Origin of the sequence: Paraburkholderia sp. GAS32 (genome assembly GCF_050434225.1) — a bacterium.
Classification (GTDB): Bacteria; Pseudomonadota; Gammaproteobacteria; order Burkholderiales; family Burkholderiaceae; genus Paraburkholderia; species Paraburkholderia madseniana.
This window is the reverse complement of the sequence record NZ_JBNPVS010000045.1, coordinates 1-17,974: the sequence shown is the minus strand read 5'-3', so window position 1 is coordinate 17,974 and position 17,974 is coordinate 1. Positions and strand designations below refer to the sequence as shown.

Here is a 17,974-nt window from a genome sequence, read left to right as displayed (position 1 = left end):
CTTGCAATTGGCGGCCATCACGTAGTTTTCTCTAGAAGGCCATCTGCAGTGTCAGAGATACCCATCCTCTGTCGTTGTAGAAGTAGATACCATTACCGCTCGTATAGAACGACGCAGCGCCGCCATTAACGGCCGTGTTGCCACCATTCGTATGGGCGTGATATCCGTTGTACTGGAGGGTGACGTTGTATTTGTTCTTTACCAGTGCGTGCACACCCGCAGTGTAAATCAGGCCACCCTGCCCCACCGAAGTCCCAAGGCTTGCTGTATTTCCGTATAGGCCGTACTCCACAAACAGCGGCATGTCGATATCGACACCCGGAAATACCTGCAACCAGGTCGGGTCAAACAAAGCAGCGACAGCAACCGAGTTTCTGGTCGAACAGCCGTCCCATTTGTTTCCGGTGGGGCACCCCATGGGATTACCCGTCCCGTTATACAGTGCGCCATTACTGGTAATCGACGTTAGGTGGGTTCCAGCGAGTTCGGCGGTCAGCGAACCAGTCTGCCAGAGCGGTGTCCGCGTGAGCCCGGCAATCACATTGGCGATGACATTGATCGTATTGCCACGTGGCCCCTGCAATCCGGCAAGATCTCCAGGCAGCGGCCCAGTAGCACTGTTGAGGGCCGTATGCTCCCGATACGACACCTCGAAGCCGGTACTATAGTCTCCGATCTGTTTTTCAAGGCTCAACCCGAAGAGATGCACGTCACTTGCGTATGCGAGGTGATAGTTCGTAGCGCCACTTGCCGGATCCACACCAATGAGCGGAGCCCATGGCTGCACTTCATCGAAGCGGCGATAGTAGGCATCGATCGTTCCTCTTAACCACTCTGGGCTCCACGAAGCCTTCACGCCGTAGTTGGGGTTAGTATTGCTCGGCCTGACATCCGAGCCACGAGGAATTGACCCTTCGAGAAATTGAGGCCCATTAAACAGAAATCCCGCAGTGCCTAGATATGTACCTCCCTCCGGAAGCAGGTTCCTAGCCGACCGTAGAAAATACTGTCCCTCAAGATTGAATGTCGGCGTAATCTGAGTGCTGATCAGCACCTGGAGACGAGGAAGCGCCAACTCTTTCGTGAGCGAGCCCGGTTGACTGGAACCCTTGATTCCGTCAGACGCATTTTGAGAATAGTTGATGCCCTGCGCGCCGAAAAAGAGTGCATTGCCCCAGAATTGGGTTAGCTGGCCAAGCTTGATCGTGGTGTTGTGCCCCCCGATATCAAACTTGCCAAACACGAACGCGTCGAGTAACTGGATACCTTGCTGATAGTACCGCTCTGTGTAACTTGTATACTGATTATTGGCATACGAGAACAAACTTGAGTACGGAACACCGGGCGCGAAGTTGCCTGGATTCGTATTGACGCCATTGCCGTATGCAAAGTCCTTGAACATCGAAGCGCTGACGCGAAAACCGTACTTATCCTTCCAAACCGCGTCAAATTCTGAAAGGTCGCTAATGCGGTTCGTCACGACGTCACCCGCATGCGAAAATTTGTAATCAGACTCTGCAAAAGCCGGATTATTTCCGATCCCGGGGTTGATTCCTTGAGCGCGCACCCCGAGGTTGTATGTCACTGTGTTGTCCCAGTTGACCACCCAGTCTGGATCGAGTGGCAATTCGAACGCCTGCGCGTCATGAACTCCCCCTCCCAGCGCCAGGCAGGCAACTGCGGTCGAACACGTAATTCGCAACGGCAGGCATTTGCTCACCTTGCACTGATTCATTTCCGTCTCCTGATTTAATTTATTTGTTAGCCAGTTCGCAACCGTCAGGCGCTCGGACAATAGTCGATCCATCGCACTGCTCCTTGTGCCCCTCTTCCCCTGGCCGCGTTCGACTCACGGCCAGCACTTAGCTCGATCAAGATCCACCTGTCCCGCATACGACTGCGTTGGTCGACCCCACTTCATCGACTTTCTGGCTCTCCCACGGAGGAGCACGGGGACGCCGCCGACCGCGTACCGCTCCTAACACCGTCATTTGGCCACGACAACCAATCCATACATCGTGGCTTCCATATGTTTTCTGACACATCGTCAGTTTATTTTCTGTTTTCGTCGAGTGTCAATAGGAGCTTGCACACGCCATCCTTGTCTGACATCACGCCGTTTTGCACGTAACCATTTGAACTAAAAGCTGTTTTTGTACGTATACGACATTTTTTCGACTAATTTTCAGTCATTGGTGGATACCCCAACAGCATCATGCCGATGCGCAGAATCGTTGTATAACTGATTAGTTATCAGCTATATTTGTTCGTGTTCATGTGCAGGGGGCGCATACAACCATCCCGTGCCCGCTGACGATGCGCTTTGCGACCCACCTCCGGTCGATCGGGCGCTTCAATGCGGCGACAGCGGATCAGGGGCTGCGAGAACAGAGTCACGGAAGTACTTGGAGGATTCGGAAAACTGGCCAAAGGGGCTCCGCAGACGGCGATGCGATCCGCTGGTATGGAAAATGCGCCGAAGCAACTCCTTCAACCCAACATACTGTATTGAGAGAAGGCATGAAGATCATCGTTTCAGTGAAAAGAGTGGTAGACGCCAATGTGAAGGTCGGCGTGAAGTCAGACTGCACAGGCGTCGACATCGCGAACGTGAAGATGTCGATGAATCCGTTCGACGAAATCGCGGTCGAAGAAGCCGTTCGTCTGAGGGAAGCGGGCGTAGCGACCGAAGTGATCGCTGTGTCGGCAGGTGTGACGCAAGCGCAGGAAACGCTGCGCACGGCGCTGGCGATCGGCGCGGACCGCGCGATCCTGATCGAGTCGGGCGAAGACCTGCAGCCGCTGGCGGTCGCCAAGCTGCTGAAGGCGCTGGTCGACAAGGAACAGCCTGGGCTGGTCATTCTGGGCAAGCAGGCCATCGACGACGATTCGAACCAGACCGGCCAGATGCTGGCTGCGCTGGCGAATCTGCCGCAAGCGACGTTCGCCTCGAAGGTGGTGGTTGCAGACGGAAAGGCTACCGTGTCGCGCGAAGTGGATGGCGGCGCGGAAACGCTGTCGCTGAGCTTGCCGGCTGTGATCACGACCGACCTGCGCCTGAATGAGCCGCGCTACGTGACGCTGCCGAACATCATGAAGGCGAAGAAGAAGCCGCTGGAAGTCCTCAAGCCGGAAGATCTCGGCGTTGATGTGACGCCGCGCCTGAAGACGCTGAAGGTTGTCGAGCCGCCGAAGCGTTCCGCCGGTGTGAAGGTGCCGGATGTGAAGACGCTGGTCGAGAAGCTGAAGACCGAAGCCAAGGTGCTGTAAGGAGACGGACGAAATGACGAATCTGGTAATTGCAGAACACGATAACGCATCGATCAAGGCTGCGACGCTGAACACGATTGCCGCCGCGCAGAAGATCGGTGGCGATATTCACGTGCTGGTCGCGGGTCACAACGCACAGGCCGCAGCGGATGCCGCAGCGAAGATTGCAGGTGTGAGCAAAGTGCTGCTGGCCGACGCGCAGCAACTCGCAGCGGGTCTCGCAGAAAACGTCGAGGCGACGGTGCTGAACATCGCGAAGGACTACACGCACATCCTCGCGCCGGCGACCGCTTACGGCAAGAACATCGCGCCGCGTATCGCCGCGAAGCTCGACGTCGCGCAGATCAGCGACATCACCGCAGTGGATAGCGCCGACACGTTCGAGCGCCCGATCTACGCGGGTAACGCGATCGCAATGGTGCAATCTCAAGACCCGATCAAGGTCATCACGGTCCGCACGACGGGTTTCGACCCGGTGGCAGCAGAAGGCGGCAGCGCAACGGTCGAGAAGATCGAAGCGGCAGCCGACACGGGCCTCTCGCAATTCGTGAGCCGTGAAGTGACGAAGCTGGACCGTCCGGAACTGACCTCGGCGAAGATCATCGTCTCCGGTGGCCGCGGTCTGGGCAACGGCGAGAACTACACCAAGGTTCTGGAGCCGCTGGCCGACAAGCTGAACGCAGCGCTGGGCGCATCGCGCGCAGCGGTCGACGCGGGCTTCGTGCCGAACGACTATCAGGTCGGCCAGACGGGCAAGATCGTCGCGCCGCAACTGTACATCGCTGTCGGTATCTCGGGTGCGATCCAGCATCTTGCCGGCATGAAAGACTCGAAGGTTATCGTCGCCATCAACAAGGACCCGGAAGCGCCGATTTTCAGCGTCGCCGATTACGGTCTGGTGGGCGATCTGTTCGCGGTCGTACCGGAACTGCGGGAGAACCTCTGATAGCTGGACAATCCAATGCATCGGTAAGAACATGACTCAAGGTGCCAATTTCGATCTGAACGCGCGCCAGGAGGCCGCCGCATGTGCCAACGCCGAAGACGCCGCCGTGTGGCGGTGGTTTTCTGACCTCTATGATCAGGGTCTGATACGCTGGTGCAGAACCGATCGCGGCTGGCTCGTGAGCGTAGCCGATCGTCACGTGGCGACCACGGCCACGTTCGATGAAGGGATTCGGGAAGCTATGGCACGCACACAGGACGCCGATCTGCCACGCAACAAGAAGAAGGATTCCTCAAACCGCGAGGAGAAGCTCCGGTGAAGCACACGGCGTACGTTTTACGCTCTGAACCGGAGATTGAATCGCTTGCAAACGTACTTAACTCCTAAGTTCACGTCCTCTGGTGCGCGTTCGACGAACTATGTCTCGTTTTGCGGCGTACAGGCAAAGGTGCCGCGCCGCTATCGGCGGAGGCGCTTGGGACCGGCGGGTGCGGGCCCTGCACTGCGCGTCGACCAAAACTAGACTGCGCAAACCGGCCAGGGAGAAGGTCCTTCCCGCCGACATCCAATGGCCGAAACCGCCATCACGCAAGGCGAATCGGTAGTGTTCGCCCACCGATGTCTCGCGCCGATCTGGACCACACTGTCGCCCGGGGCTAGTGCAAAGGTCTGCCGTCAGGCAGGTAATGCACAACCCGGCCGGAAAGCACAATGACCCACTCCACGGTGTCCGCCCGTGCCATGCCACTGCCATCGCCCAGCAACCTCGCCGCGTAGTCAGGATCAATCCTTGCAATCGCATCCAGTTCTGCCGTGGTCCCTGGCGATGGAGCCATCGGCGCGCAATGCGCGGGAATAGTCAACAACCAGAATCGAAAACCACCCGGGGGCGGGAAAAGAGTCGTCGCCGAGGCTTTCGGCTGGTCACCGCTGGACGGCAATGGTATCCGTTGATCGCTTACGAAAACCTCCGCGAAGCTGACTCCAAATGCTGTGGACACCGGTTCGACCGAATCCGCATGGCAATCAGTTACCACTATGGCTTCACCCGTGCTGGTCTCGCCGGTCAAAATGACGCGCATCTGGATCTCCCTCTGGCTCGCCACGCCCCGCGTCCAGCGATCGCCAGTGCTGTACGGGGTAACGTCGTGAACCGAGTAACGAAAGCAGGAATCAACGCTGCAGGTAACCGGACAACAAACCCGAACTGGTCCAGTTACAGCCAATGCATCACAGGTAAAAATCGTGTTGAAATCTGTTCATCATCTACCCACCAGGTTGTCGTGCATCTATGTGGTCGCTTCCCACCGCAGCGGCAAGTGTTTAATCGCATTGATGCGGCCTGATTTGGCGACCACCTGCGAGTCGCCCGAAATCTCGAAATCCGGGATCCGTTGCAGCCATTCCCGTAGAAGAACACGCAGCTCGACGCGAGCGAGTTGCGCTCCCAGGCATCGATGGATACCCGTACCGAAGCTCATGTGCTGTTTGTTCTGCCGCCGAAAATCTACTGTCAGCGGGTCGACGTAGCGCCGCTCGTCAAGGTTGTAGAGTGCAGCTGGTAGCAGCACCAGGTCGCCTTCACGCATTGAAACACCCTTGTATTTGAAGTCCTTGGTGGCCATACGCCCGAAGTTGGCAATGCCGTGGCGCCGCAACAGTTCCTCCACCGCATCCGGAATCAAGGCGGGTTCCGCAACGAGCTGCCTGCGATGTTCCGGATTGCGTGCCAGAAAATTCATGAAGAATCCCATTGACGAAACCACGGTATCGAGGCCACCGAACATCACGTTGGCCGTCATGCTCAGCACCTCAATTTGCGTCAGCGGGCGATCATCAATGCGCGCCCCCAGGAGGTAACTGATGAAATCATCACCCGTCTGTCCCTCACGCTCGGCAATGCAGTCCTGGAGATAGGCCATCATTGCGTGCACGGCGCGCATGAACGACTGAGGATCGGGATCTCGGGTAAGCCAGTCCGCAGCGGGTAGCAACAGCTCGGCGTGTTCCAGCGGCAACTGCATCATGGTAAGGAACGTATAGATAGGCATCCGCTGCGCAAACTGGGTCTGGAACTCGCACCCGCCCTGCTCGATAAACCCATCGATCAATTGTCGAGTCAGTCCGCGCATCTTTTCCTCAAGCTGCTGCACAGCCTTTGGTGAAAAGAACGGTTGCAGCAAGCCCCGATAGTTGGCATGTTCTGGCAGGTCCGCCTCCCCTGGAAAGAACCTCATATCCCGCTCCTCACGAGACATGGCAACGCCCTTGTTTGAAAAGTGCTCAGTGTCGCGCCAGCCCTCGGCTATATCTTCAGCCCGCGTGAACACCCAATGCCCCTCATTGCGCGGGGTATAGAAAATCTCCGGCCCCTCATGCAGCCGCTTCCAGCCCAAGTGAATGTCGTCCTTCTCAGGTTCGACAGCAAAATAGTCAAAATCCATGATCAGATTCGCTGGAATATCCGGGACAACCGGTTGGCTACGCATTATGAAGTCCTTCAGTAGATTTATATCGACCCACAGGCTCACTCATCGGAGTCATCCGCGAGGTACTGTTCTGCGCCGCAGAATAGAGACATCGCATAACGCAAATCCCTCATCCCACGTACCGTGCAAGTATCCCGAGACAGTGGCCGGGTCGACAGACGGTGCATAAAATTCCCTGACGTCGACACGGGGCAGCCGCGCGGCACGACTCATGCGACGAAATTGCGCGGTCCGCTGCGAAAACATCAGGCCAAAAACCGTGGATGGCCCAACAGCGAATTACCCCCGCTATAGTTGAAGATCTGCCCCGTCTCGAAGAATTCGTCACGCACCAGCATATAGGTCATTGCAGCGATGTCCTCCGGACGGGTAATCCTGCCCAGCGGCGTCAGGTCGATGAAACTTTTCTCGAAAGCGTCCGGGTCCATCCCGAAATCGCGTACCCCTTTGCGCGAAAGTTCCGTCGGTACCAGCGACGGGATAATCCCATTGATTCGCAAGCGTTTGTGGCGATATTCCACGGCGGCTCCCTGGACGACGCGATCGCCGGCCCGCTTCGACGCTGCGTAACCGATGATTCCTGACAACGGATCATAGGCCGACAGCGAGGAGATATTGACGATTGCCCCACCATCGACCATAACCTCAGCGACATGCTTGATGAACATGGCCGGCCCGATGAAATGCATCTTCGCCATGCGCATCAAATGCTCTTCAGTCAGGTCCGTGAATGGCACGCGAGGCGCAAACCCGGCCGCGTTCACCGCGATGTCAAGACGACCGTAAGTATCCTTTGTGTGCGCAACCAGATCCGCAATCCTTCGCTGGTCGGTAATATCCGCTTCAAGCGCCGAGCCGCCAAGCTCCCTCGCGAGAAGCTGCAGGTGTTCGACACCTAACCCGGAAACAACGACCTTTGCGCCTTCTGCAGTCAGGCGCCGCGCCATGGCTTCACCCATTCCACCCGGCGTTGATGCGCCAAGCACGATAGCAACCTTGTTCTCGAGATCCTTCATCTGAATTCCTTTACGGGATGTGTTTCAGACCTTTCCCGGTGTGCGCTTATGCATCGGAAGCGGCCCATCCGGCCACTGTCGCTGGAGCGAGTCGCGTCCCTCGCGGTAGCGTTTTTCGACCAGCTCCATCGAATAAGGGTGTGTCCAGATGAAAAACTCCTCCGTCTGGATCCCCTTGACCACAAGTTTTCCGACGATTTCCGGACTCATCCCATAGGCCTCGAGCGCCGCGTGATTCTGCTCGCTGCCCTCGAATGCGCTGCCGAGCTCCGCCGGACGATTACGCCCGGCATCCCACAAATGCGTATTGATGATGCCCGGACACAACACGCTGAAACCAATGCTCTCCCCGTATTCCAGGCGAAATGCGTCGGCGAAGCCGAGTACAGCATGCTTCGTGGCGACATAAGTCGCGACACCTTTGGTCGGCGTACCCACCGCGTGATGCGAGGCTGTGTTGCAGATCCAGGCTTTCGTGCCGCTGGCAAGAAAGCGCCTACCGAATGCGCGACAGCCGTTGAACACGCCATACACGTTCACCTCGAACTGCCAACGCAAATCGTCGTCGGTCGTATCAAATCCTGCGCCTGTCGCGATAACACCCGCATTGTTGCAGAGGATATCAACGTGTCCCAACTCGCGCCACGCCATCTCGGCCAACTGCTCGACCGATTCGGAGCGGCGCACATCGCAGAGAAAGGGACGCGCCATCGTCCCCTTCGCTTCAAGTTCGGCGCACACCGCTTCGGCCCGATCCAACTGCACGTCAGCAACCACGATACCGCGGGCACCGGCAACGGCGAGCGCCAACGCAATGCCTCGGCCGATTCCGCTGCCTGCGCCTGTCACAACACAGCCCTTCTGCCTGATTTCCATGCTATCCCCACTTAGCTCAATGCCGCATAATGAACGGCTGATTGGTGTCCGGCTTGCTACAGATCCAGACGGTTTTGGTTTGCAACCATTCCTTGATTGCCTCAATGCCGCCTTCCCGGCCAAGGCCGCTGTGTTTGTAGCCACCGAAAGGCGTAGTGTAGCCGCCGACCCGATACGTATTAACCCAGACAGTGCCAGCCTGGAGACGCTCCGAGGCACGCATCGCCTTTCCCATATCCGACGTCCAGACACCAGCGGCAAGGCCGTAGCGTGTATCGTTGGCAATCTGGTAAGCCTCCTCTTCTGTGTCGAACGGAATGATCGATAGCACGGGACCGAACACTTCCTCACGCGCGATGCGCATGTCGTTATGCACATCGGTGAAGATCGTTGGCGCTACGAAGCGTCCTCCTTCCGCGCCAGGACCACAATACGGCCCACCACCAAGCACGCAAGTCGCGCCCTCTTGCCTCGCGATGTCGATATAGCGCAGTACTTTCTCGTATTGCTGCAACGTCGCGATTGGACCGACATGAGTCCCCGCCAGCATCGGATCGCCGATATGCGCCGCACCCGCCATCTGAACGAGACGATCAACGAAGCGATCATGAATCGAACGTTGGAGCAGCAACCGCGAACCTGCAATACACGTCTGGCCGCTGGCCGCGAAAATGCCAGCGATGGCGCCGACCACTGCGGCGTCAAAATCCGCGTCTTCGAATACGATATTCGGTGACTTGCCACCCAGCTCGAGCGCGACATGCTTGAAATCACGCGCGGCGGTCTCGTTAATGAGTCGCCCCCCGGCCTCCGAGCCGGTCATGGCGATTTTTGCGATGTCTGGATGCTCGACCAGCGCCGCTCCGGCTTCATTTCCGTACCCCGTGATGACGTTGACCACCCCGGACGGAAACCCGGCTTGCCCAAATAGTTCGGCAAACTGAATGGTTGAAGCAGATGTAAATTCGGATGGCTTGATGACGGCAACGTTCCCAGCCGCGAGTGCGGTGGCAAGCTTGTGTGTCAGCAGCAGGAGCGGCGAATTCCACGGTGTAATCAGCCCGACCACGCCGAGAGGCTCGTGGCGCGTGTAGGCGAGCATGTTCGGCTTGCCTGAAGGAATGACCGATCCTTCTATCTTGTCACACAGCCCCGCATAGTAGCGATACCAATCTGACATGAGCCGCATTTGCGGGAGCATCTCGCTATATAGCTTTCCATTGTCGCGAACCTCCGCTGCTGCGAGCGACTCGGCGTGAGACTCGATCAAGTCAGCAATCCGGACAAGGGCGCGGCCACGCTCCGACGGTTTCAGCATGTTCCAAACCGGTAGCGCTGCCTTAGCCGCGGCGACGGCCTGATCCACGTCTGCTTTGGTGCCTCGGGCAATCTCGCCCCAGACCTTTCCGGTATACGGGTTGTCAGTCGGAATGTATTCTCCGGCTATCGGGGTATGCGTACTGCCGCCAATGTACATGTCGTATCGTTGCACGTCGCCTGGAACTTCTGCGCCCGCAGATGTGGGGTTGTGGATCATCGCTCTCTCAGTTCACGACAATAAAGGGGTTACAACGGAAGGTTGTCATAAAGGAAGCGCCGATGATGCGAAACGCGCACCGGACGGGTCGAATGAGGGCCGCAGCGCTCCGGGAATTCGATAACCTATGGATCCGGCTAAAGCGGGCTCCAGCACAGAGGAAGCGTCGTGAGCACCAACGCTTCGCTGGCGATCGCCTGGACCTTCGCCCCGGGCAGAATGTGGAAGTCTGGAATCCGCTTCAGCCATTCCTCGTAGGTAATGCGCAATTGTTGACGAGCGATGTTCGATCCGATACAACGATGCGGGCCTGCTCCGAACGCAATATGCGTATTCGGCGAACGGTCGATGTCGACGTCCAAAGGATGCTCAAACGCGCGCTCATCAAGGTTACTCAACGGCATCGACAGGATGACGTTGTCGCCCTTGCGAAACAACACGCCGCTTACTTCGACGTCTCGAGTAACAAACCGGTTGGTGGCAATCTGGCTGTAACGACGCAACAACTCTTCAATCGCGCTGGGGATCGCGGAAGGTTCGTTCACCAGCCGCCGACGCAATGGCGCATCAATCGCGAGATGCCGAAAATGAAGAGTAGTCGCACCAGCAATAGTATCCAGACCGGCCAGAAGAAAGAAAAAGAAAAGCCCAAAAATCTCCTTCTCGGTGAGCGAGCGGCCGTCTATACGTGCATCCAGCACGATACTGATCAGGTCGTCGCCGCGCTCTTTCGTGCGACGAGCGATCAGTTCCCGCTCGAACGACATCAGCCAGTCAATTCCCGCCTTGCGCGTGCCGGCATCATAGCCGCTATGCAGGATCTTCCTGACGTTTCCCATCACTTCAAGCGTCTCTTCAACCGAGATGCCGAGAAAATGGCTGAAAATTCCCGCGGGTAGCTTGCGGGCCAGCAACACAAAGTCCACTTGTCCGTCGTTCAGAACATCTTCGATCACACGAATGGTGTGACTACGCATGTGCGATTCCTGCGTCTTCACTCGGGCCGGCGAAAACAGAGGGTTAAGCAGCGAGCGGAACTTAGCATGGTCCGGCGGATCCGCTTTGACTGGGTAAGCGAACCACTCTTCCCCCCCCAACGCTCGGTCGAAACCTGAAATCCGTTGACTGGAAAAGGTCTCTGGATCCTGCATGATGGTCTGAATATCCTTGCGGCGTGTTACCACCCAGTTGCCCCACTGCGGATCCTTTGCTGTTTGGGCAATGTAGAAGATATCGGGCTCGTCGCGAAATCGCTCCGCGTAATCCCGCTGAGGATCCTCGCCAACTGGGATCTGATAAAAATCTACTTCCCGCACCAAATGGGACGGGACATGTAGGGGAATCGTCGGCATTGAATTGGAAACAGCTCGATCTGACATGACATCTCCCGTCTCCATCCGCTACTCCGAGACCTTCTGAACTACAACCTCGGAAAGGCGGACTTCCTTGCTCAGCACTAGCGAAAAGTTGACCTTCACAGTACCTCGCGTCAAACGTACGCGTAAGGCGCCTTCTGATAGCTTTCGTAGCTCTCTGCGTCATGCGAAAAAAAGAGCTCTGCGTCGTATTTCTCTGCCAAGTCCTTCAATCGCTGTATCGAAGTCAAAGCCTGCGACTCGTCGCGATTACCGGCCTGTATGCACATCATGTCGAGATTCTTTTTCGAGTAACACGCATCGGCCGTAAAAAGCATCGGGCGTCGATGTGGCAGGTTCACCATCAGGCTGTAGTGCCCAGCGGTATGGCCTAAAGTTTCGAATAGGTATACCCCCTTCGCAATTTCCTGATCCCCCGTCAGCGTCTCGAAACGAGGAGTGAAAATATCAAGGTCTCCGCTACCTATATTTTCGTCTCGTGATTGGTCACGGATATGTGGCGCAAAACTCGTATCGGAATAGCCAAGTTTTTCCGATTCGCGAGGAGTACGAAAAGCCTCAAGCTCACATTTGTGACAGATAGTCGTTGCATGCGAACAGTGTTTATTCCCCCCGCAGTGATCAATGTGATAGTGGGAGTTGATCACATGCGTGACATCCGAGGGCCGCATCTTCAATAAGTCTAGTTGACCGGGAATCGTCTGCCGTGAGGATTGAAGAGGCTTTGTGAATGGCACGGTCTTACATGTGTGGTCCAAATCGAAACCAGTATCGAAAATAAATTTACCGTCGGCATGATCCACAAGTACGCCGTAAACCGGGAAACGCTCCTCGCCTGTCAGTCCCGCGTTGAGGTACAGATACGACCGATCCAAGGCCATCGTTCCACCATCAAGAAGGTAAACTTTCGTCTCTTTCATGTGCCAGTCCATTTTCAGAAAAACAGGCTTATTTAAGGAATATAGCTAGCCGATTGCCCATGATAAATGACGTTTAGTCATTTTTAACTAGTGCATTCCCTGGCGCGCAAGATCGAACAGTCCTCATGGACTGTTCGCCTCCGTCGCAAGCAAGGAAGAAGACTGCGCCTGAGCGCCGCACGCTATAACACTTCGATCCACGTCGATCGGCCCGCGCTCACTCCCCCCCGTCGGGCTCACGGGATCATGTGGAAATTTCCCATAACAAGGACGCTCTTCGAAATGCAACTACCGTGGTAGTAGGCGCAAGAGGTTACTTGCACCTGTTCATCGGACGATTCTCGAATATTCCACGCGAGGGCGACACTGACCAAGATGCCAATTGTCAGAATGAAACTCACGAGACTCGCACGCCGTTTTTTCATGACTTTCCTCCACATTGGATTCCGAGCCATACGCTTCTCACGTCGAACCGAATCGCCTGCCATGGATGGACTAAGCGTTCTCGTTCTGACACGTTCGCTGCATCACCTGAATTGGCGACAAACTATTGGATCTTGCCGCGCCATCACGGCGCGGGCGGCAACGCTGCACTGACAGCAGAACCTTCGATTTTCTATTCAGAGAGAGTGCGCCCCCTAGGCATCGATGGATAACCGTACCGAAGCCCACATGCTGTTCGCTCTGTCGGTGACAATTGACTGTCAGCGGGTCGACTTGGCGCCGCTCTCCAGGTTGCAGAGCGCGGCCGGTACCGGCACCAGCCACTTTCGCGCATTAGTACACCCTCGTATGCGAAGTTCCTGGTCACTATGCCCCCGATGCTGCAATACACTGGCGCCGCAACCGTTCTTCCATCGCAGAAATTTCGAGAACGCAACCAATAATAACTGACGCATTAACAGTTTTCATTGGTGCATACCCTGACGTCAAGGTCACGAGCGTTCTGAAAAAACTACGTATGCGGCCCATTGATGTTGGAGAGAAGCCGTTAAAAAGGATGGGAAGTCTTCTGCCAAGGCCAAGAGATTCGTCGTTCAGCTAGCCAAGGAAACAGGCGCTGCGATAGCGCATCGAGTTCTTGGTTTAGGAGGTATTGTCACGTTGTTGGCAGGTTGAGGGAGATGCGGCGACAATCCCGGGCATGAAACGAACCACTTTGCCGCCCCGCGCGGCCACCGACACCATTTCCTATGCCGGCTACCGGTTTCCGCCCGATGTGATCAGCTACGCGGTGTGGCTGTACTACCGTTTCCCGCTGAGCCTGCGCATGGTCGAGGAGTTGCTAGCCGCGCGCGGCATCGATCTGACCTACGAGACGGTGCGACGCTGGTCGGTGAAGTTCGGCCTGGGCATTGCCCGGCGCATCCAGTCGACCGCCCTGGCGCGAGGCGACAAATGGCACCTCGATGAAGTGGTCGTCACGATCAACGGGAAGAAGAACTGGCAGTGGGCGTGCGGTGGACCAGCATGGCGCGGTGCTCGACGTGCTGGTGCAAGGCCGGCGCGACCGGCACGCGGCCAGGCGCCTGATGCGCAAATTGCTCAGGAAGCACGGCGCCCGCCGCGTGTGTTGATCACCGACAAACTCAAGAGCTATGCCGCGGCGAACCGGGATCTTGGTCTGAACGGCGAACACCGCCAACACAAGGGGCTGAACAACCGGGCGGAAAACTCGCACCAGCCGACACGGGTGCGTGAGAAGGTGATGCGCCGCTTCAAGTCGGCGCGTCACCTGCAGCGTTTCGCTTCGATGCACGATCAGGTAGCCAATCTCTTCATGCGCTGCCGTTTCCACACCGACGCAAAACAAAAGCGGGCGCTCCGCACCTAGGCCTTCGCGGCCTGGGAGAGCGTGGCGTGCGTTCCGATGCTGGAGCGCCTTGCAGCTTAAGTTAGTTATCCCGATGCACTGAGTGTTTGACCGCTCACCGCTTAACAACTTGACAATACCCCCGCAGGTTAGCGAGACATGCTCATTGCGAGGCAGTGCTCAACGCTTTCCACACAACCTTGGTCGCCGCCCGAAGCGCGTCCAGATCAGGCGCGTTGTCTCCAGCTCGACGAGTAAAAACCATCAAGCCTTGTAGGTGTGAGAGGATCAAGGCGCCGCGCAGCGTGCATTCGCCAGACGGTAGCGACGGATTGATTTTCGCAACGAGACCCGAAAACACTTGCTGAAATTCCCCCATGACCTCAGCCATCAGATCGCGCACAAAAGCCTCATTCTCTGCCAAACTCCAACAATGAAGGGCGAAGGCATTTGCAAGACTGCCGGGCCCCGTCAACGCCCCGAACGCCTCGTCGACGATGTCATCAAGACGTTCTTCAGGAGAGCGAAACTTGTCTTTGGCCAATGCACGATATTGCACAAGATAGCGCCTGGTCATTTCCTCGATCGTGCTTCGTAACAACTCGTCGCGGGTACCGAAATAGTGCTGCAAGGTGTTCAACCGGATTCCCGCATCGCTTGCGACGCGTGTTTGCGTGAACCCTGCACCGCCTCCCGACGCGAAAACCTTGATCGCGACCTCAAGGATCTGCGGCACGCGGGTGGCTCTATTGCCCCGACGCTTCGGCTGGTCTGCCGTGCCGGCTGCCGGGGTCTTTACCAATGCAATGGTCATTTCCTTCATCTGTGTCCACTCCCCAATCCGAGCTTTTTCGCAACACATTCCTGATTTCGGCCGAAACCATCGGCGTCCAGCGCCCCACCCCAATGGCAGTTGCACATGCCAGAATTGGTTCGCCTACTACGTATTATAGGTTCACATACCAATTAAACCTAGCAGAAGGTCTGCTCAGCCAGCCACCATGGACAAAACTGCGACCAATGACGGATTGCTCGAATCAAATCTCCATACTTATTGGTATTTCTCCCATGCAAAACGACCTTGTTTATTGGTATATGAACCACTAATATTTGGTTAACGTACCAATTAGAAGGTGCGTTCGGATGCTTCGAAGCGTGTGCGGGGTCAGGAGAATTGAAGTGTTAATGTCTTACTCACTGCGCGAGCTGCACAGCGCAACCTGGGCACCGTTCCTTCCGTGGCTGCGGATCGCCGCCAGCCTCCTGGCACCCACCAAAGACGCGCTATTCACCACGCCGGCCAGTCAGTTCGCGGCCGGCTGTGATCTGCTTGTGCGGCTATGCCAGCACTACCCGAAACCGGCATTCGGCCTGACAGAAACGGTCGTCCGCGGCACGCCAGTCGCTGTGAATGAAACCGTAGTGCTGGATAAGCCCTTCTGCCGGCTGCTGCACTTCGAGCGCGCCACAGCGTGCAGGCAACCCGCTGTGCTGATCGTCGCACCGCTATCGGGTCACCACGCCACGCTGCTGCGTGACACGGTGCGGACGATGCTGCCGGATTTCGACGTCTACCTCACCGACTGGCGCGATGCGCGCATGGTCCCTCTCGCCGAGGGCGCCTTTCATCTGAACGACTATGTCGAGTATGTGCGCAAGTTTCTTGAGTTCCTGGGGCCGGACGTCCATGTCCTGTCGGTCTGTCAGTCGACCGTCCCGGTGCTGGCTGCCATTTCGCTCATGGCAAGTAACGGGGAAGACACACCAATCAGCATGACGCTAATGGGCGGCCCGATCGACGCGCGTCGCGGACCAACAACGGTCAACGAACTGGCACAAAGCCGGCCGCTTGACTGGTTTGAGCAGCAGCTGATCGATACCGTACCGGGCACCTACCCTGGCGCCGGCCGCCGGGTATACCCCGGATTCCTGCAGCACATGGCGTTCGTCGGCATGAATCCCGAGCGCCATCTCGCCTCGCATCTGAACTACTGCCGCGACATGGCGACCGGCGACTCCAAAGCGGCTACCGCGCATCGTAGCTTTTACGACGAATACAACGCGGTACTCGACATGGCGGCCGACTATTACCTCGAAACGGTTCGGGTGGTTTTTCAGGAGCACCGCCTCGCGCGTGGCATCTGGCAAGTCCACGGCAAACCCGTACGCCCGCATGCCATCCGGGACACCGCGTTGATCACTGTTGAAGGTGAACGGGATGACATCTGCGGGCCAGGTCAGACACACGCCGCGCACGATCTGTTTTCGGGGCTTTGCGCCTCGCGCAAGCACCGCGTCTCCGCTGAGAGCTGCGGCCATTACGGGATCTTCTCGGGGAATATCTGGAGCACCGAGATCTATCCACAAATTCGCGAGCTGATTTATCGGCACGACTCGCAGAAAGCAGCCGGACAGCGAGCCAAATGCATTGACGCCATCGCCGCATAACGATGCACGCATGCGGATGCGGTTGGTCAACAGGGAATGGGGTTGAAGGAGAGGACGATGAATGGCAATGAGAAATCCTTGCGCAGGCTGATCGACAAGTGGCTCGCGCCAACCCCAGCCATACCGGTTCGAGTCACGCGGTTCACTGGCATGCGTTCAAATCAACGACGCTATGTCTGCGTCCAGGCTGCTCGACCGGCTGGGTCGCTGGCGATCTTTTTCTTCCGGCACGACGATGGCTCGTGGTGCGTGTTTCCCCCGGCAATAGAGCGGCCAGCGATGAGGGCCGAGCGGCATGCAGCTTGAACAGACCTCTGCGCGAGGAAGCCTTGTGCCGCTGGCGTGGATGAGGTCCGTCAAGGGACGTTGAAAAGGGTCAATAGTGTCAACAAAAGCGCCTGATTCAATGTCGATGGCAAAAAAATGCAGGCTACGGCGCTATCGCCAGTTGAAATTCAGATTCCACACCCTGATTGCGCTCGCAGTTGACCTTTTACGATGAACGGCCCCGGAGAGATTTGAAAAGGAGGACTGTCATGGACATCCTGGAAATAGCTGCGAACTCGGGAATGCAGGTCACCCTCGACGGTCGCATCGGCCGTGAGGAGTATCGGAGTGTCTACGGGTCGGTACAGGCACTGCAACGCTTTGCTGATGCCCTGCTTGCGTCGGTGCTGCACGACACGAAGGGCATCCATCGAGGCACCGAAATCAGCCCGCCATCCGGCGGTTGATCGATTTGATCGACCGCACGCTGAAACTGGGCCTCAGGAGGTTGTATGTCTCTTTGCCCTCTGCGTCGTTGTTCGCTGCCCGGCTTATTGGCCACGGCGTTGACATTTGGCGCGATCAACAGTTCATGGCCCTTGACAAACGGGCAGCCCCTACAAAGGAATGAGGTCGGCACCGTGGCACTGCCAGGTTGATGGGGGAGGCGGCGGTAGAATGAAGTGATGGTGTTGAAGTTCGTAAATTCCGCTAATAATGTCCGTTGAAGTGCTAATCGTGTCCGTTAATTCCGCTAACGCAAACGGCGGTAGTCCTTGAACTTACGCATCTCGCGATAACGGCTGATCGCGCGCAGCGCGGCAGCAAAGTGACCCGACAGCCGAAATACAGAGGCGGGAACTGTTTCCAGGAGCGTGTGATGCACGCTGCAGAATTCGGCTGTCGGTTCGAGCCACTCACGTTTCCAGCGCGGCGCCGATACGTCTGCGTCATTCAGCACGAGGCATCGGAAACAGTACGGCATGCAGCGCGGATTTATGAGCCAAGCCGACGGC

At 57.0% G+C, this 17,974-nt stretch carries 16 protein-coding genes and 1 pseudogene; 7 read left to right on the top strand and 10 right to left on the bottom strand.

Going from position 1 to position 17,974, the window contains the following annotated elements; translation table 11 throughout:
* Positions 1-31: 31 nt before the first annotated feature.
* Positions 32-1,807 carry a DUF1302 domain-containing protein gene (locus P3T25_RS37525; protein ID WP_429362090.1) on the bottom strand — a complete coding sequence of 592 codons (1,776 nt, stop codon included), beginning with the start codon at positions 1,805-1,807 and terminating at the stop codon, positions 32-34.
* 713 nt (positions 1,808-2,520) lie between these two features.
* Between P3T25_RS37525 and P3T25_RS37520 the strand changes: the two genes are divergently transcribed.
* From P3T25_RS37520 to P3T25_RS37510, 3 genes are read left to right on the top strand one after another with little or no spacing between them, the layout of a single operon-like run.
* On the top strand, positions 2,521-3,270 hold the full coding sequence (locus P3T25_RS37520; RefSeq protein WP_429362088.1) for an electron transfer flavoprotein subunit beta/FixA family protein: 750 nt from the start codon (positions 2,521-2,523) through the stop codon (positions 3,268-3,270).
* 13 nt (positions 3,271-3,283) lie between these two features.
* Positions 3,284-4,216, top strand: a complete 933-nt coding sequence (locus tag P3T25_RS37515) for an electron transfer flavoprotein subunit alpha/FixB family protein (RefSeq protein ID WP_429362086.1) — start codon at positions 3,284-3,286, stop codon at positions 4,214-4,216.
* 31 nt (positions 4,217-4,247) lie between these two features.
* Positions 4,248-4,535, top strand: coding sequence for a hypothetical protein (locus P3T25_RS37510; RefSeq protein ID WP_429362084.1), 288 nt, complete (start codon positions 4,248-4,250; stop codon positions 4,533-4,535).
* A 337-nt stretch (positions 4,536-4,872) separates the two neighbouring features.
* On the opposite strand, the gene P3T25_RS37505 is transcribed toward P3T25_RS37510, so the two are convergent.
* From P3T25_RS37505 to pldA, 7 genes are all read right to left on the bottom strand, one after another.
* On the bottom strand, positions 4,873-5,298 hold the full coding sequence (locus P3T25_RS37505) for a hypothetical protein (RefSeq protein WP_429362082.1): 426 nt from the start codon (positions 5,296-5,298) through the stop codon (positions 4,873-4,875).
* A gap of 207 nt (positions 5,299-5,505) precedes the next feature.
* Complete coding sequence (locus P3T25_RS37500; RefSeq protein WP_429362080.1) at positions 5,506-6,705, bottom strand: cytochrome P450; 1,200 nt, start codon at positions 6,703-6,705, stop codon at positions 5,506-5,508.
* Positions 6,706-6,950: 245 nt separating this feature from the next.
* Positions 6,951-7,721 carry an SDR family NAD(P)-dependent oxidoreductase gene (locus tag P3T25_RS37495; protein ID WP_429362078.1) on the bottom strand — a complete coding sequence of 257 codons (771 nt, stop codon included), beginning with the start codon at positions 7,719-7,721 and terminating at the stop codon, positions 6,951-6,953.
* 24 nt (positions 7,722-7,745) lie between these two features.
* Positions 7,746-8,597, bottom strand: a complete 852-nt coding sequence (locus tag P3T25_RS37490) for an SDR family NAD(P)-dependent oxidoreductase (RefSeq protein ID WP_429362076.1) — start codon at positions 8,595-8,597, stop codon at positions 7,746-7,748.
* A gap of 16 nt (positions 8,598-8,613) precedes the next feature.
* Entirely contained in the window at positions 8,614-10,134 is a 1,521-nt protein-coding gene (locus P3T25_RS37485; RefSeq protein ID WP_429362074.1) for an aldehyde dehydrogenase, read from the bottom strand.
* A gap of 137 nt (positions 10,135-10,271) precedes the next feature.
* Positions 10,272-11,513, bottom strand: a complete 1,242-nt coding sequence (locus P3T25_RS37480; RefSeq protein ID WP_429362072.1) for a cytochrome P450 — start codon at positions 11,511-11,513, stop codon at positions 10,272-10,274.
* 110 nt (positions 11,514-11,623) lie between these two features.
* Entirely contained in the window at positions 11,624-12,430 is an 807-nt protein-coding gene (gene pldA, locus P3T25_RS37475; protein WP_429362070.1) for a 4-pyridoxolactonase, read from the bottom strand.
* Positions 12,431-13,589: 1,159 nt separating this feature from the next.
* Between pldA and P3T25_RS37470 the strand changes: the two genes are divergently transcribed.
* A complete protein-coding gene (locus P3T25_RS37470; protein ID WP_429362068.1) occupies positions 13,590-14,264 on the top strand; it encodes an IS6 family transposase in 675 nt (224 codons plus the stop codon).
* 142 nt (positions 14,265-14,406) lie between these two features.
* Here the strand turns inward: P3T25_RS37470 and P3T25_RS37465 are convergent, their stop codons facing one another.
* On the bottom strand, positions 14,407-15,066 hold the full coding sequence (locus P3T25_RS37465; protein ID WP_429362066.1) for a TetR/AcrR family transcriptional regulator: 660 nt from the start codon (positions 15,064-15,066) through the stop codon (positions 14,407-14,409).
* Between the two features lie 362 nt (positions 15,067-15,428).
* Between P3T25_RS37465 and P3T25_RS37460 the strand changes: the two genes are divergently transcribed.
* The 3 genes from P3T25_RS37460 (at position 15,429) to P3T25_RS37450 (ending at position 17,425) form a co-directional block, all read left to right on the top strand.
* A complete protein-coding gene (locus P3T25_RS37460) occupies positions 15,429-16,691 on the top strand; it encodes a polyhydroxyalkanoate depolymerase (RefSeq protein ID WP_429362064.1) in 1,263 nt (420 codons plus the stop codon).
* A gap of 57 nt (positions 16,692-16,748) precedes the next feature.
* A complete protein-coding gene (locus tag P3T25_RS37455; protein WP_429362062.1) occupies positions 16,749-16,997 on the top strand; it encodes a hypothetical protein in 249 nt (82 codons plus the stop codon).
* Between the two features lie 230 nt (positions 16,998-17,227).
* Entirely contained in the window at positions 17,228-17,425 is a 198-nt protein-coding gene (locus P3T25_RS37450) for a hypothetical protein (protein WP_429362060.1), read from the top strand.
* A gap of 287 nt (positions 17,426-17,712) precedes the next feature.
* Here the strand turns inward: P3T25_RS37450 and P3T25_RS37445 are convergent.
* Positions 17,713-17,974: pseudogene (locus tag P3T25_RS37445) on the bottom strand (TniQ family protein); the annotation flags it as partial.